At 49.5% G+C, this 15,845-nt stretch carries 20 protein-coding genes; all 20 read left to right on the top strand.

Going from position 1 to position 15,845, the window contains the following annotated elements; translation table 11 throughout:
- Positions 1-211: 211 nt before the first annotated feature.
- The 20 genes from HDT28_07000 (at position 212) to HDT28_07095 (ending at position 15,795) form a co-directional block, all read left to right on the top strand.
- Complete coding sequence (locus HDT28_07000) at positions 212-757, top strand: translation initiation factor IF-3 (GenBank protein ID MBD5132313.1); 546 nt, start codon at positions 212-214, stop codon at positions 755-757.
- Between the two features lie 48 nt (positions 758-805).
- Positions 806-1,003: a 50S ribosomal protein L35 gene (gene rpmI / locus HDT28_07005; protein MBD5132314.1), complete on the top strand. Its 198-nt coding sequence runs from the start codon at positions 806-808 to the stop codon at positions 1,001-1,003.
- 15 nt (positions 1,004-1,018) lie between these two features.
- Positions 1,019-1,375, top strand: a complete 357-nt coding sequence (rplT, locus tag HDT28_07010) for a 50S ribosomal protein L20 (GenBank protein ID MBD5132315.1) — start codon at positions 1,019-1,021, stop codon at positions 1,373-1,375.
- A 46-nt stretch (positions 1,376-1,421) separates the two neighbouring features.
- Positions 1,422-2,153, top strand: a complete 732-nt coding sequence (locus tag HDT28_07015) for an RNA methyltransferase (GenBank protein ID MBD5132316.1) — start codon at positions 1,422-1,424, stop codon at positions 2,151-2,153.
- A gap of 69 nt (positions 2,154-2,222) precedes the next feature.
- Complete coding sequence (locus HDT28_07020; protein ID MBD5132317.1) at positions 2,223-2,969, top strand: YebC/PmpR family DNA-binding transcriptional regulator; 747 nt, start codon at positions 2,223-2,225, stop codon at positions 2,967-2,969.
- Complete coding sequence (lysA, locus tag HDT28_07025) at positions 2,956-4,281, top strand: diaminopimelate decarboxylase (protein MBD5132318.1); 1,326 nt, start codon at positions 2,956-2,958, stop codon at positions 4,279-4,281. Before HDT28_07020 ends, lysA begins: the two co-directional genes overlap by 14 nt.
- A complete protein-coding gene (locus HDT28_07030) occupies positions 4,278-5,027 on the top strand; it encodes a site-2 protease family protein (protein ID MBD5132319.1) in 750 nt (249 codons plus the stop codon). Before lysA ends, HDT28_07030 begins: the two co-directional genes overlap by 4 nt.
- Positions 5,028-5,037: 10 nt before the next feature.
- The gene (locus HDT28_07035; protein MBD5132320.1) at positions 5,038-5,826 is read left to right on the top strand and encodes a segregation/condensation protein A; all 789 of its coding nucleotides are present in this window, start codon (positions 5,038-5,040) and stop codon (positions 5,824-5,826) included.
- A complete protein-coding gene (gene scpB / locus HDT28_07040) occupies positions 5,813-6,508 on the top strand; it encodes an SMC-Scp complex subunit ScpB (GenBank protein MBD5132321.1) in 696 nt (231 codons plus the stop codon). The genes HDT28_07035 and scpB overlap by 14 nt, the downstream gene beginning before the upstream one ends.
- A 42-nt stretch (positions 6,509-6,550) precedes the next feature.
- The gene (locus HDT28_07045; GenBank protein ID MBD5132322.1) at positions 6,551-7,126 is read left to right on the top strand and encodes a hypothetical protein; all 576 of its coding nucleotides are present in this window, start codon (positions 6,551-6,553) and stop codon (positions 7,124-7,126) included.
- Positions 7,104-7,487, top strand: coding sequence for a sporulation protein YtfJ (locus HDT28_07050; protein ID MBD5132323.1), 384 nt, complete (start codon positions 7,104-7,106; stop codon positions 7,485-7,487). Before HDT28_07045 ends, HDT28_07050 begins: the two co-directional genes overlap by 23 nt.
- Positions 7,484-8,329, top strand: a complete 846-nt coding sequence (locus HDT28_07055; GenBank protein ID MBD5132324.1) for a D-alanyl-D-alanine carboxypeptidase — start codon at positions 7,484-7,486, stop codon at positions 8,327-8,329. The genes HDT28_07050 and HDT28_07055 overlap by 4 nt, the downstream gene beginning before the upstream one ends.
- Positions 8,330-8,399: 70 nt before the next feature.
- Positions 8,400-9,101, top strand: coding sequence for an rRNA pseudouridine synthase (locus HDT28_07060; protein MBD5132325.1), 702 nt, complete (start codon positions 8,400-8,402; stop codon positions 9,099-9,101).
- Positions 9,102-9,183: 82 nt separating this feature from the next.
- Positions 9,184-10,545, top strand: a complete 1,362-nt coding sequence (locus tag HDT28_07065) for a hypothetical protein (protein ID MBD5132326.1) — start codon at positions 9,184-9,186, stop codon at positions 10,543-10,545.
- A gap of 2 nt (positions 10,546-10,547) precedes the next feature.
- Positions 10,548-10,880 carry a hypothetical protein gene (locus HDT28_07070; GenBank protein ID MBD5132327.1) on the top strand — a complete coding sequence of 111 codons (333 nt, stop codon included), beginning with the start codon at positions 10,548-10,550 and terminating at the stop codon, positions 10,878-10,880.
- A 28-nt stretch (positions 10,881-10,908) separates the two neighbouring features.
- Positions 10,909-11,256 carry an acetyl-CoA carboxylase biotin carboxyl carrier protein subunit gene (locus HDT28_07075; protein ID MBD5132328.1) on the top strand — a complete coding sequence of 116 codons (348 nt, stop codon included), beginning with the start codon at positions 10,909-10,911 and terminating at the stop codon, positions 11,254-11,256.
- A 10-nt stretch (positions 11,257-11,266) separates the two neighbouring features.
- A complete protein-coding gene (locus HDT28_07080) occupies positions 11,267-12,427 on the top strand; it encodes a sodium ion-translocating decarboxylase subunit beta (GenBank protein MBD5132329.1) in 1,161 nt (386 codons plus the stop codon).
- A gap of 22 nt (positions 12,428-12,449) precedes the next feature.
- Complete coding sequence (locus tag HDT28_07085; GenBank protein MBD5132330.1) at positions 12,450-13,847, top strand: oxaloacetate decarboxylase subunit alpha; 1,398 nt, start codon at positions 12,450-12,452, stop codon at positions 13,845-13,847.
- On the top strand, positions 13,844-14,590 hold the full coding sequence (gene surE, locus HDT28_07090) for a 5'/3'-nucleotidase SurE (GenBank protein MBD5132331.1): 747 nt from the start codon (positions 13,844-13,846) through the stop codon (positions 14,588-14,590). Before HDT28_07085 ends, surE begins: the two co-directional genes overlap by 4 nt.
- The gene (locus tag HDT28_07095; GenBank protein MBD5132332.1) at positions 14,587-15,795 is read left to right on the top strand and encodes an NAD(P)/FAD-dependent oxidoreductase; all 1,209 of its coding nucleotides are present in this window, start codon (positions 14,587-14,589) and stop codon (positions 15,793-15,795) included. Before surE ends, HDT28_07095 begins: the two co-directional genes overlap by 4 nt.
- The last annotated feature ends 50 nt before the right edge of the window (positions 15,796-15,845 follow it).

The raw sequence follows: 15,845 nt of genomic DNA on the forward strand, positions 1-15,845 counted from the left end.
CAAACAATATATACTAAATATCATATTTTTTTGAGCGGATAAAAATTTTTTTTAAACCGCTTTAAAATGATTGACAAAGGTTTACTGGCGGTATATAATAATAGAGCATTAAGTAGATTTAATCTCACCGGTCGGGCTTGCTCGGAGCGGTTCTAAACATCAAAATATTCGGTTATTTGTTGTTGTGAGTTTAAGTTGCTTAAAGCTCGCAATTTTTTATTTTAGGAGGGTTTTCACCATTTTTAAGGATCTTGTAACAAACGATGGGATTTCCGATAATCTCGACGTTCGAGTAAAGGATGAAACGGGCGCAATGCTCGGCATCATGCGCGCTGCCGAGGCAAAGGTTATTGCCGACGAACGCCATCTCGATCTTGTTATGATTACCCCCAACGCGCAGCCGCCCGTTTGCCAGATTATGGACTACGGCAAGTATCGGTTCGATTCGGCGAAGAAGGCGAAGGACGCGCAAAAAAACCAAAAGAAACCCGACGTTAAAGAAATCCGCTTGTCGATCACCATCGATACGGGCGACGTCAATACAAAATCCAAGCAGGCGAGAAAGTTCCTCGAAGGCGGCGACAAGGTAAAAGTGTCTATCCGTATGCGCGGTAGGCAAATGGCTCGTCCGCAGATGGGCGTAGATATCATGTACTCGTTCTTTGAAACGGTCAAGGACGTAGCGACCATGGAACGCAAGCCCGCCGTCGACGGTAGAAGTATCATTATGAACCTTGTTCCTATCGTGAATAAGTAGTTCGTAGTACTTAACATAAGTAAATCAATTTTTCCGGAGGATATAATAATGCCCAAAATGAAGAGCCACAGCGGCGCGAAAAAGCGCTTTCGCGTAACCGCAAACGGCAGAGTAAAACGCGCGCAGCAAGGTAAAAACCACATTCTCAATAAAAAGCCGAGAAAGCGTATTATGAGATTGCGTCAAGGCGCTTATCTCAAATCCGCCAAGCAAGAGAAGACCATTCGCAACATGGCGCAGAAGTAAGGAGGCAAAAGCACTATGAGAATTAAAAGAGCAGTAAACGCAGTTAAAAAGCGCAGAAAGATTTTTAAGCTTTCCAAGGGTTATTTCGGCTCCAAGTCGCGTTCGTATCGCATAGCGCGTCAAGCCGTTATGAAGTCGCAGATGTACGCGTACATCGGCAGACGTCTTAAAAAGCGCGATTTCCGTTCGCTTTGGATCGCTCGTATCAACGCCGCCGCGCGTATCAACGGACTTTCGTATTCCAAGTTTATGCACGGTCTTAAAGTATCGGGTATCAACCTTAACCGTAAGGTTCTTGCCGAAATGGCGATTGCCGATCCGGAATCGTTCAAGGCGCTTGCCGAAACTGCGGCAAAAGCCATTGCTAAATAAATTTTACCAAAGAGCGTCGATAACTTCGGCGCTTTTTTGAGATTTTATGGAAATTATAACTTCAACCGATAACAAAACGGTCAAACGCTTAAACAAGCTTAAACAAAAGAAATACCGCGACGAGTACGGTGAGTTCTTCGTCGAGGGCTATAAAAACGTGCTCGATACCTGCGCGGCGGGCGCCGAAGTGCGCTACGTAGTGCTTTCGCAATCGGCGTATCGGGCGTTTGGAGAAAAATTTGCCGATCACTCTGTCGTCGTGCTCGGCGATGGGCTTTTCGACAAAATAACCGAAACGCAAAACAGCCAAGGCGTGCTTTGCGTTTGCGCCGCTTCGCCGTCGGCGTTTCCTCAAAACAACCGAGTGGTTTTACTCGATAGGGTTCGCGATCCCGGCAACGTCGGCACGATTTTACGCACTGCGGTGGCGTTCGGCTACGACGTAGTGCTCAATAATTGTTGCGACGTGTATTCGCCCAAGGTAGTGCGCAGCGCGATGTCCGCAGTCGTTAAATGCCGAATCGGTCGGGATATTTCACCGGACAAGCTTAAACGGTCCGGTTACGAGCTTATCGTCGCCGACATGGACGGGGAGAACATAACATCCGCCAACTGCGCCGATAAGTATTGCATAGTTATAGGTAACGAGGCGGACGGGGTGAGCGACGAAATAATGAAGCTTGCCGATAAAAAAATCAGCATACCACAGGACAATATCGAGTCGCTTAACGCAGCCGTCGCCGCCGCTATAATGATGTTTGAGCTTAAAGCGAGATAAGCACAAATTAATTGACAAATCTTTTGGTATATAGTAAAATAATAGAATAACAATCAATGGAGAAATTTTATGTCCGGACATAGCAAGTGGGCAACTATCAAACGCCAAAAGGGTAAGACCGACGCAGCGAGAGCAAACGTATTCACCAAGATCGGGCGCGAGCTCGCGGTAGCAGTCAAAGCGGGCGGACCCGATCCCAATAACAATCCCAGGCTTCGCGACGTTATAGCCAAGGCGCGCGCGGCTAATATGCCTAACGATAATATTACTCGCTCCATTAAGAAAGCGAGCGGCGAGGATAGCGGCGTAGTCTATACCGCCGTTACGTACGAGGGCTACGGCACGAGCGGCGTTGCTGTTATCGTCGAAACGCTTACCGATAACAAAAACCGCACCGCGGCGGCAGTACGCCATATCTTCGATAAGTGCGGCGGCTCGCTCGGCACGACGAACTGCGTTTCGTATATGTTTGAGCAGAAGGGCGTAGTTACTATCGAGAAGCAGTCTGGCGATGACGACGAGGAGCTTATGATGCTTGCGCTCGAACTCGGCGCGGACGATTTCGACAGTTCGGAGACCGAGTGCTACGTTTCCACTTCTCCCGCGTCGCTTGCGGTTGTTCGCGACGGGCTTGAAAAAGCGGGCAAGACCATTCTTTTGTCCGAAGTTCAGCAAATTCCCGCGTCAACCGTGGACGTAGACGCAGAAGCCGAGGTCAAGATCCGCCGTATGCTCGATATGTTCGAGGAGGACGACGACGTGCAAAACGTTTATCACAACGCGAACCTTCCCGACGACGAAGATGAAGAAGACTGATAACGAAAAATTCAATCTGTCCGTATTCGGCGATTTATCCGCCGAGAACGGACGGCTCAAAATAGGCGGATGCTTTGCCGACGATCTTGCGGCGCAATACGGCACTCCGCTTTACGTGTTCGACGTCAATCGTGCCGTTAAAACGGCTAAGGAATACGTAGACGTTCTAAGCCGCGAGTACGGCGATTTTACCGTTTGCTATGCGAGCAAGGCTTTTTGCTGTACGGGTATTTATAAAATTCTCGGAGCCCTCGGGCTCGGTGCGGACGTCGTTTCGGGCGGAGAGCTTTATACCGCGCTTAAAGGCGGCATGGCGCCCGATAAAATTTATTTTCACGGCAATAATAAGTTAGAGAGCGAAGTAGAATACGCTATCGAATCGGGAGTGGAGTGTTTCGTGGTCGACAGCGTGCGCGAGCTCGAACTTATCGATAAGCACTCTAAAAAACCGCAAAACGTAATAGTGCGCGTAAACCCCGGGGTGGAAGCGCATACGCATAGGTTCATCCAAACGACCACTCCCGACAGTAAGTTCGGTTTTTCGATTGCCGACGGCACTGCGCAGGAGATAATCGAGAGTATCAAGAACTATCGTAACGTTTGCTTTAAGGGCGTTGCGTGTCATATCGGCTCGCAGATATTCGAGCCGCAGTCGTTCGAGATAGCTATCGACAAAATGACCGATTTTATCGTCAAGCTTAACGGCGTTGGTATCGATGTCGAACGCCTCGATCTCGGCGGCGGGTTCGGTATTCATTATATCTCGGACGATATGCCGCTTACTCCAAAGCAGTACATGACTAACTCGGTCAAGTATCTTAAAGCCGCAATCAAGTCGCGCGGCATAAAAAAACCTCGGCTTATCGTTGAGCCCGGGCGCTCGATCGTAGGCGAAGCGGGTATCACGCTTTACACTGTCGGCGCGATAAAGACAATTAAGGATCTCAAAACGTATGCGGCAGTCGACGGCGGTATGTTCGACAATCCGCGCGTTGCGCTCTACCAAGCCGAGTATACTGCGGTCAAAGCCACGCAAGCCGATATAAAAGGCGATAGGAAGTACAGCATTGCCGGCAAATGCTGCGAGAGCGGCGATATTCTTTTAAGCGACGTAATGTTGCCCGAGCTCAATACGGGCGATCTTTTGGCGGTGCTGTCTACGGGTGCGTATCACTATTCTATGGCTTCCAACTACAACAGGAACGCCGTGCCGCCCGTCGTTGCGGTAAAGGACGGCAAGTCGGCGTACATGGTCAAGCCGCAAACTTATGAGGATATAACGAGGAACGACGTAACGGAGTTCGATTTATGATTTTTGCAATGCGCTACGGCGGCAGCGACCCGCTTAATTATTTCGTGCTATTGGTGCTTACGCTTTTAGCCGTTTGTATCGCGCTCGTTTTGCACGAGGTGGCGCACGGCTTGGTCGCCAAGTGGAACGGCGATTTTACGGCTAAGTACGCGGGACGGCTGACGCTTAATCCGTTGAAGCATTTCGACCTTATAGGGTTTATAATGATGATGCTCATAGGTTTCGGTTATGCCAAGCCCGTACCCGTCAATCCATATAACTTTAAGCACCGCACGCGCGGCATGATAACCGTCGCTATCGCGGGCGTTGTAACTAATTTGATTATAGCGTTTATCGGGTCGCTTTGTTTTTGCCTTATGCAGTGGGCGTGGTCGTACGCGATGGTTTATTCGACGGCGGGCGTAGCAAGACTGTGTTGGTATATAATGATGTTCTTCTCTATACTGACAACTATCAATCTTTCGCTCGTATTTTTTAATATACTGCCTATATTTCCGCTAGACGGCTTTCGCGTTGTCGAAGCTTTCACGCACCAAGGGAACAAATTTTGCGCGTTCATGCGCACCAACGGTCAGTATATTTTGTGGGGCTTGGTCGGGTTGAGCTTTATCGTTTCGTCTGCGCAAAACTACGTAAACCTGCCGAGCTGGTTCGGCTATATCGATATTCTCGGCACGTATCTCAATTTCTTCGTTGGCAACGTGTCGTGGCTGTTTACACAATTGTGGTGGTTAATGATACCGTAAAGGAGCTTATATGTCTGAAGTCGAAAAAGATAATATCGAACAAACGAATGACGAGACATATAGTAAAAGCTATCATGTAGTTCTTGCAAATTACGACGGTCCGCTCGATTTGTTGCTCGATCTTGTCAAGCGCGAAAAAATCAATATCGAGGATATTTTTATATCCAATATTACCGAGCAATACCTCGAAGCGATGGAGCAGATCGACGAGCTCGACATGGAGCAAGCGGCGGACTTTATCGTAGTTGCGGCGACGCTTCTCGAAATCAAGTCGAAAAAGCTGTTGCCCAAGCCCGAAGTCGAGGTCGTGCCGCAAGAGGAAGATCCAGAAAAAGATCTTATTCAGCGTTTGGAAGAATATAAGCTCTATAAGGAAGCCGCCGAAAAGATGCGCGAGCAGGAGAAGATCAATATGCACTTCCGCGCGCCCGACGACAGCGTAGGTCAGCCGCGGCTCGTGCTTAAAGACATGACGACCAACGGGCTTATGGCGGCGCTCAAAAAGATGTTCGATAAGATCGGCGATCGTCAGCAAGCGATGAAGATCAAAAAGATCGAACGCGATCCGTTTACCGTCGAGGAGAAGAAGGAGTTTATCCGTCATCGGTTTACCATCGTCGAGAGCTGCACTTTCGACGAGCTGTTCGACGAGGACTACACTCTAAACGAGGTCGTTACGACCTTCTCGGCGCTTCTCGATCTTGTCAAAGATCAAGAGGTGGGCGTTCGGCAACCGGGTATTTTCGAAACGATAACTATTGTCAAAAGGAGCAAGGACGAAGAAGATGCTGGAAATTGAACAGATAGATAACGTGCTCGAAGCGCTTTTATTCGTTTCGGGCGACGGGCTTAAGGTAACCGATATTTGCGATTATCTCGAACTCCAAAAGAGCGAGGTGACGAACGCCGTCAAACGGCTTCAAAAAAAGTACGGCGGAAAGTCGGGCGTACATCTTATTACATATAACGGCAAGCTTCAACTCGCTTCCAACCCCGATTATGCCGATACACTCGCGTGCGTTTTGAACCCCATTAAGGAAAAAGCTTTATCCAATCCCGCAATGGAAACGCTGTCCATTATTGCGTACCGTCAGCCTGTTACCAGGCTCGAAATAGAGCATATCCGCGGTGTGAACTGCGATTACGCTCTGCAAGCGCTTTTGAAAAATAATCTTATAGAAATCACGGGGCGTAAGGACGCGCTCGGCAAACCGCTCTTGTTCGGTACGACGGAAACCTTCCTTAAACGGTTCGGCATAGACGCCATAGACGATCTGCCGGAAAGGAAAGTGCTCCAAGACAAGATCAAACAGATCGAAGAGGCTTCGCCCGAACCGACGGAAGAAGAACTTTATAACTTTGCCAAGCAGGAAGAAAATCCCGAATTTCTTCAAGGCGAGGAAGTGGTCAAAATCGACGCAGACGGCGAAGAAGTCAGCGTGGAAGAAAAGCCTACCGGCGGTAACGACGAACAAGCATAATTACCGTATATATTTTACTTAATAACGGCAAACACTACAAATATGATATATTTGGTGGTTGCCGTTTTATTTTTGCATTTAATATCGCTGCCATTGGTCGTAACGATGAACGTCGATATCGATTACGACAATGACTACGGCTTGATCAAATTTAAGCTGTGGTTTTTTACGGTCTACAAAAAATCGGTCAATATTGGCGCGGTCAAACAAAAGCTCGAAGGCATTGTTGTCGGTGACGAAAGTAAAAAGACGCAAGAGGAAGAAAAATCTGGAATTAAACCCGCTACAAAAAGATTCCTTGTGAGTTTATCCAAGCGTATGATAGAGCGCGTGCGCGTAAGAGATTTAGATCTCGATCTTCGGCTCGGCACGGGCGACGCGGCGGTCAGCGCTTTTATAGTAGGTATGCTGAAAATCTCGTTCGAAAGCGCGTGCGCGATCTTCGGTATCGACAAAGAAAAAGCTGTTTTTAAACCGATATACGACAATGAATATATTTTTTTAGAGTTTTTCGGCATATTTTCGCTTTCTTTTGCGGACATTATATATGCGGTATGTGCGACCTTGATCGGTCTGATACCGCAAAGGAGAAGTTATGCGAACACTGTTACCGAGTGAACAAACCGAGCATCCCATCGAGCGCATTATGGATAGCGCGTTCGGCAAGATGCGCACGTTAACCGACGCAGACATTATCGTCGGCAACGCAATAGTTATGCCAGACGGAACGACCGTCGTTCCTATCAGCAAGATAAGTATAGGTATTGTCACCGGCGGCGGCGAATACAGCCAAAAACAGCAGAGCGAATATCCGTTTGCGGGTGCGAGCGGCGCGGGCATGAGCGTTTCGCCCGTATGCTTTTTGGTGAGTGACGGCAAGTCCGTGCGTATGCTCAACGTGGGAAGCAAGAGTATGTTCGATAAGGTAGTGGAGACCGTTCCCGACGTCGTCGGCTCGTTGTTCGGTAAAAAGAAATGAAAAAGAATCTGATCGTTTGTTTATGTGCGGCGCTTGCCGTTGTTTTTGCGGCATGCGCTTGCGCCGCACCTGTAAACGCCGAGAGCGAAGCTTCGGCTTCTTATGCCGCGGAAGTGTATAGCTCGGCGCGCAGTATGGCGCTTGTCGACGGCGATACGGGCGAGCTTATTTATTCCAAGAACTGCGACGCCAAGCGTTATCCCGCGAGTACGACCAAAATTTGCACGGCGATAACCGTTCTTGAAAATCATACCATGCTCGATATTCCTATGCCCATACCCGACGAAGCGGTGGGCGTAGAGGGCTCGTCGCTCTATCTTCAAAAAGGCGAAATGCTCACGGTGCGCGATCTTTTATACGGGCTTATGCTTCAATCGGGCAACGACTGCGCCGTGGCGCTCGCTTTAATAGTCGGCGGTAGCGTAGACGGATTTGTGACCATGATGAACGAAACGGCGAAAAAGGCGGGCGCGAACAATACGCATTTCGTAACGCCCAACGGCTTGCACGACGACGAGCATTATACCACGGCGCGCGACCTTTGCGCGATTTCGTACTACGCCATGCAGAACGAAACTTTCAGAGATATCGTTGCGACCAAGCATTACACTACGCCGTACCATAATCATGACTACGACAGACATTTCCCGAATAAGAACAAAATACTGTTCAATTACGAGGGCGGCAACGGCATAAAGACGGGCTTTACCAAAAAATCGGGCAGGTGCTTGGTTTCGTCGGCAACTCGTAACGGCAAGACGTATATTTGCACGGTGCTCGATTGCTACGATATGTTCGAGGAATGTATGCGTCTTATGGACTGCGCGTTTGCACGAAAGTAATACCGTACTTTTTGTTTAAAACATCGCGTATAAAGTTGATTTTATTTGATAAATAAGTTATCATATTTATATGCGAATCAATAAATATTTAAGCGGCTGCGGAATAGACAGCCGTCGCAAATGCGAACAGATCGTAACGGACGGGCGAGTGCGCGTCAACGGCAAGACGGTAACAAATCTTGCCACCGATATAAAGGACGGCGATTACGTAGAGGTTGACGGCAGAGCCGTTCATATCACGACCCGTTCCGTTTACATAATGCTCAATAAGCCCAAGGGCTGCGTTTGTACGGTGAACGACGAAAAGGGGCGCAAAACTGTGCTCGATTTCGTCAAACTGAAGGAACGCGTTTATCCCGTCGGTAGACTCGATTACGATACCGAGGGGCTTTTGCTTTTGACAAACGACGGCGAGCTCGCCAATAAGATAACGCACCCCAAAAACGGCGTTAAAAAGGTTTACGCAGTGCGCGTAGAGGGCGAACCTACCGACGCGGAGCTGAAAAGGCTGCGTAACGGTATAGAGTACGGCGGAGTGCAGTATGCGCCCGCAAAAGTCGTCGTGCTCGACTCTGACAAGAACGAAACTCGGCTCGAAATAACGATATCCGAGGGCAAGAACCACGAGATCAGGAACATGATAGAGTCGCTGGGGCGGCGCGTTCTATTCCTTAAACGGATAGAGGTCGCGGGTATTCGCTTGGGCGGACTTTCGCGCGGCGAGTGGCGGTACCTTAACAGCCGCGAGCTTGAAATTCTTAAAAATATTTGAAATTTGATAAACTTGCGGAATATCAGTTGAAATTTTTATTTTTTAATGATACAATATATAGTGGAATAAGTTGGAGGCTTAAATGGAAACTCTGAAAAATACAAAAAGCAAGCTTGCCGCTGTCAACAAAGATATACTGGGATTTATAAACGCGTTCGTCGATGAGCAGTCGTTCGTCGAAACGGACGCGTTTATGTGTTCGCAAAACATTCTCGGCGTGGAAGCGGGCGACGGTGTGGTCAGCGGGTTTGCGTCGGTCGGCGATACGGGCGTTTGCTTGTTTGCGCTCAATTCCAAGGTTTTAAAAGGCTCGATCGGCGAGCAGAACGCCAAAAAGATCGTGCGTACTATCAATAACGCCGTTCGTATGGATAAGCCGCTTATTGCTGTTTGGGATACGTCTGGTGCGCGCTTTACCGAGGGTATCGGCGCGTTAGAGGGTTACGGTGCGATACTCAGAGCGTATACGGTAGCTTGCGGCGAAGTGCCGATTATTTCGGTCATAAAGGGGAATAACCTCGGGCTTTCGGCGTACATTACCGATTTGAGCGACTTTGTTATCGCTTATCCCGACAGCGTTCTCGCTTCGTCGTCTCCGCTCGTTTTGGCTGGCGCAAGCGGCGCGGACGCTAAGAAAATCGGCTCGGTCAAGCAAATCGCCGAGAAGGGCTTGATCACCAACGTAGTTAAGAACGATAAAGAGCTTCGCGAAAATATAGTTAAGATTTTGTCCGTGTTTAACGATGGCGCTAAATCGGGCGACGATCCCAACCGCGTATGCAAGGGACTTAAAGCGGGGGTAACGCCCGCCGCGCTCATAAAAGAAGTTTTCGATAAAAACAGCTTTTACGAGCTAAGAAAGGACTTCGCGCCCGTTGCGATTACCGGGTTTGCAACGCTCGGCGACGTTAGGGTCGGCGTTGTTGCGACCGATATAACCAAAGCCGACGGACGGCTTACCGCAGACGCGTGCGCAAAGATCGGCGCATTCCTCATGGTTTGCGAAAATGCGGAGTGCCCCGTGATATTCCTTACAGATTGCTTGGGTACCGATCGAAGCGGCGACGATTGCACGCTTATTCGCGAAATGTCTAATCTTATCTATCAGGTCAATTCGCTCGACGTGGATGCGTTCGCGCTCGTATATGGTAAGGCGATAGGTGGCGCGTATACTTCGCTCGTTGCGCCGTGCGATTATAAAATCGCTTGGGACTGCGCTGAGATCGGCGCGCTCGAAAGCGAAGCGGCGGCACGGCTCATCTATGCCGACGACATCAAATCGTCCAAGAACAAGGAAAAGGCTGCTGAAAAGCTTGCCGCCTCGTACAGCGAGGAGAACAATTCGGCGCTCGTGCTCGCCAAGAACGGGTATTTCGATAACGTGATCGAGCCTAATCTCACTCGTCAGTATTTGTTGGCGGCGCTGCTTGCGCACGTGGAGTAATCATGAGTACACTGTTTTTATCTGCAAGCGACGTTAAGATAGGCGACGCGGCGCTTTACGCGCTAATCGGGTTCGTGATCGTATTGCTCGTGCTTGCGCTTCTCGTCGGGATATTTTATCTTACGGGCTTCCTGTTCCAAACCAAAGCGCTTAGCAGGGAAAAGCTGTTCGAGCGTAAAAAGAAACCTAAGGTCGAGAGCGAAGAAGCCGACGAGGACGATACCGAAATCGTAGCTGCGATCACCGCCGCAATCGCGGCAATATATTCGAGCGAAGGCGAGGGTGACGACGTAAAGCCAGAATTCGTTATTCGCAGAATAAAACGTAACAAATAATAATAAAAATCATTTTTTGGAGGATATAATGCGTAAATTCAATGTGACTGTAAACGGCAAATCTTACTCTGTTGACGTAGAAGAAGTATCTAACGACGGCGCAGCGCCCGTTGTTGCGTCGGCACCCGCTGCGGCGCCCGCCGCCCCTAAGGCGGTTTCGGGAGAGGGAACGCCCGTTAAGGCGCCCATGCCCGGACTTATTCTTTCGCTTGCCAAAGCCGACGGCTCGGCTGTTAAAAAGAACGAAAAGGTTATCGTTCTCGAAGCTATGAAGATGGAAAACGACATCAACGCTTCCGCCGACGGTACGATCACGTACGTCGTTAAGAAGGGCGATAACGTCGAGACCGGCGCAATTCTCGCGTATATAAAGTAAGGTGCTCTAAATGAACTTTGTCGAAATGCTCAAAAACCTATGGGAGAGCACGGGGCTTTATCAGTCCGAGTGGCAAAACTACGTAATGCTCGCTGTTGCGTGCGTGCTGTTGTTTGTCGGCATCGGACTTAAAAAAGAGCCGCTTTTGCTCGTTCCGATAGGGTTCGGTATGTTGTTTGTAAACATTCCGGGCGCGTATGCGATACTTATGAAAGAGCCCGTTACGGCAAACGGCGTGACGAGCCCCGGCGGTCTTTTGTACTATATGGAAAAGGGCGTTGAGTGGGTCATATTCCCGCCGTTGATTTTCCTCGGTATCGGCGCAATGACAGACTTCGGGCCGCTTATCGCAAGCCCCAAGAGCTTTATACTCGGCGCGGCGGCACAGCTCGGTATATTCATAACGCTGTTTGGCGCGGTTTGTTTGGGCTTTGACGGCGCGGCGGCGGCGGCGATAGCCATTATCGGCGGTGCGGACGGCCCCACGTCGATATACGTTACCACAATGTTAAAGCAGTTTGATTTATTACCTGCGATAACGGTTGCGGCGTACTCGTATATGGCGCTCATTCCCATTATTCAGCCGCCGATCATGAAGGCTCTTACGACAAAGAAGGAGCGCGCTATCAAAATGGAACAGCTTCGTCCCGTATCCAAACGCGAGAAGATAGTGTTCCCCATAGTCGTAACTCTCGTTTGCGGTCTTATTTTGCCCGATTCGTTGCCGCTACTCGGTATGCTTATGTTCGGCAATCTACTTAAAGAGTGTTTGGTGGCAGACCGCTTGGCGCAGACCGCAAGCAACGGTCTAATGAACGTTATTACCATATTCCTTGGGATGTGCGTAGGCGCAAAAGCGCTCGGCACGACGTTCCTTACGCTCGATACGCTGAAAATTGTTGCTCTCGGTTTAATTGCGTTCTTAGTGGGTACGATAGGCGGAATACTCATGGCGAAGCTCTTGAATGTTCTTTCGCACGGCAAGGTCAATCCGCTTATAGGAAGTGCGGGCGTTTCGGCTGTTCCTATGGCGGCGCGAGTGTCGCAGACCGTAGCGCAAAAGGAAGACCCGAACAACTATTTGCTGATGCACGCAATGGGGCCCAACGTGGCGGGAGTTATCGGCTCTGCCGTTGCGGCGGGCGTGTTGCTGTCCATATTCGGTGTTTAATTTTAGGTAACGGAGAATTATTATGGCAAAAGTCAAAATAATGGAAACTATATTGCGTGACGCGCACCAGTCGCAAGCGGCTACGCGTATGCGCACCGACGAAATGCTCCCCGCGGCAAAACTGCTCGACGACGTAGGTTTCTACGCGCTCGAAGCGTGGGGCGGTGCGACGTTCGATTCGTGTTTGAGATATCTCGACGAAGACCCGTGGGATAGACTTCGCGCGCTCAGAAAGGCGATACCCAATACCAAGCTTCAAATGCTTTTCCGCGGACAAAACATTTTGGGCTACAAGCATTACGCCGATGACGTCGTGGATGAGTTTTGCCGTTTGTCGATCAAGAACGGTATCGACGTTATTCGTATTTTCGACGCGCTTAACGATATCCGTAATATGAAACAGGCGATAGACAGCACCAAAAAGTACGGCGGGACTGTCGAGGCGGCGCTGTGCTACACCACGAGCAAAGTGCATACGATCGATTATTTCGTCGATCTTGCAGTTAAGCTCGAAAGCATGGGCGCGGATATAATTTGCATTAAGGATATGGCAAACCTGCTTTTGCCGTATACCGTTTATGAGCTCGTTTCGCGTATTAAAGATAAGGTCAAGATCCCCGTACACCTGCATACGCATAACACTGCGGGCACGGGCGATATGGTAAATCTTAAAGCGATAGAAGCGGGCTGTGATATCGTGGACACCGCATTGTCGCCGCTCGGTAACGGCACGAGTCAGCCCGCTACCGAAGCGCTCGTCGCTTCGCTCCAAGGCACTGAGTACGATACGGGGCTCGATCTCGATAAACTCAATAAGTGCACCGTTTACTTCCGCAAGGTTGCCGACCGCTTGGTCGCCGACGGGATACTCAATCCCAAAGTTCTCAAAGTCGACGTTAATGCGCTTATTTATCAGGTGCCGGGCGGCATGCTCAGTAACCTCATAAACCAGCTTAAACAGCAAAACGCGTCGGATAGGCTCACCGAAGTGCTCGAAGAAGTGCCGAGAGTGCGCGCCGATCTCGGTTATCCGCCGCTCGTTACGCCCAGCTCTCAAATCGTCGGTACGCAAGCCGTTCTCAACGTGCTTTCGGGCGAGCGTTATAAATCGGTCACTAAGGAGACGAAGGGCGTAGTTGCGGGCGAGTACGGTAAGCTTCCCGTAGAACCCGACGCGAAAATCATCAAAAAGATAATAGGCGATCAGCCGCGCATTACTTGCCGCCCTGCCGATAATATTGCGCCTGAACTTGACGTTTATAAGAAGGAAATCGAAGAATACGCTATCCAAGAGGAGGACGTGCTCACTTACGCGCTGTTCCCGCAGCTTGCTATTCCGTTCTTCAAAAAGCGCGAAGCTAAGCTTCACGGCGTAGACAAGGCGATTTACGACAAAAATAATCCCGTACAACCGATATGAGAATACTGTTTACTAACGACGACGGCTACAATTCGCACGGATTGCACGCCGTCGCCGATTTGTTTAAGGACGAACACGAAATAGCCGTTGTTGCGCCCGATACGCAAAAGTCGGGCTTTTCGCATTCGTTTACCATGAAGCCGCATACCCTTACTTGCAGGGAAATAAAAGGCTACGGGTATAAGGTTTACGCTGTCGGCGGGACTCCCGTCGATTGCGTTAAGCTTGCGTGTACTACTATTTTCAAAGCGCCCGATCTTGTTATATCCGGCATAAACAACGGAGAAAATCTGGGAAGCGACGTTATGTATTCGGGTACGGTGTCGGCTGCGAGCGAAGGCGTGTTTTTGGGCAGTCGCGCGATCGCGTTGTCGCTTGATAACAATAAAGCCGCCGTCGACAGTGAATTCGACGCCTGCGCCGCTATATTCAAGGCTAATTTCGAAAAGATCATTTCGCTCGACATCCCCAAGAAAACGGTACTTAATATTAACTTCCCGAAAAGTTCGCCTAAGGGCGTGCGCGTAGAGAAGATGAATACGCAAGTTACCTTTATGGACTTGTACGATTTATCGCCCGACGAGATATATCGGCTCGGCGGATACCGCTGTCTTGACAATCTCGATAAAGCAAGCGACGAATGGCTGTGTCATAACGGGTATATAACTATAACTCCGCTGGTGATCGATCGCACCGATTACGGTACGCTGAATAAAATAAAAGATATCAAATTCAAATTATGAGAATAGCTGTTATAGGCGGTGGTGCGGCCGGACTTGTCGCGGCGGGAAGCGCAAAAGGCGCGGAAGTCGTTCTGTTCGAGCACACCGACAAAATTGGTAAAAAAATATATATAACGGGCAAGGGTAGGTGCAATTTTACCAACGTTTGCGACGAGAACGAGTTTTTGCAAAACGTAGTTACGAACCCGCAGTTCTTGCGGTCTGCGCTCGCTCGGTTTTCGCCTGAGGACGCTATTCGGCTTTTGAACGAAAACGGATGTAAAACCAAAATCGAGCGCGGCAGGCGCGCGTTCCCGCAATCGGACAAGGCAAGCGACGTTACAAAAGCTCTTACCAAGTACGCGCAAAAGAATAACGTAGATATTCGGCTGTATCACGAAATAAAAGAGATAAAACCCGATAACAACGGTTTTACGGTCAAGTATATCGGCGGCGCGGAAGCTTTCGACAAGGTCATAATGTGTACGGGCGGTATGAGCTACTCGGCGACGGGGTCTGACGGAAGCGCGTACGATTTTATAAAAAGCATGGGGCATAATATAACGCCACTTTATCCGTCGCTTGTTGCGCTGAATACCAAAGAGGACTTATCCGCCGCGGAAGGGCTTACGCTCAAAAACGTTACGGTGAGCGCCGACGGTGTTAAACCGATATTCGGCGATATGATGATAACAGATCGCGGCGTGTCCGGGCCGATCATTTTAACTTTATCTGCGTACTTGTCGCATCGTGCACATCCGTTCGATATAAAAATAGATTTTAAGCCCGCTATGACAGCGGACGAGCTTGATTCTCGGCTTGTTCGAGAATGGGGACTGATACAGAATAAACAGTTCAAGAATGCGCTGGACGAGCTGTTTCCGAAATCGATAATTCCGTTTATTATCAAAAAATCGAACATCAATCCTACGCGCGCGGTCAATTCGATCACCAAAGAGGAGCGTCGGTCGCTTGTTACGCTTATCAAGGGCTTCGGCTTGACTGTAATAAGCGACGTGGGCTTCGATCATGCGGTGGTTACGAGCGGCGGCGTTGACGTAAAACAGGTCAATCCCAAAACTATGGAGTCGCGCATTGTCAAAGGCTTATATTTCGGCGGCGAGGTGTTGGACGTTGACGCGCTTACCGGCGGATATAATTTCCATATAGCTATGGCGACGGGATATGCTGCGGGCACGAGTGCAGCCAAAAGCGTAGCGGAATAATTGCGAGGAGAATTTACAATGAGTAAAACGGTATCTATACGCGGTGCGAT

The organism is Clostridiales bacterium (assembly GCA_014799665.1).
Classification (GTDB): Bacteria; Bacillota; Clostridia; order Christensenellales; family Pumilibacteraceae; genus Anaerocaecibacter.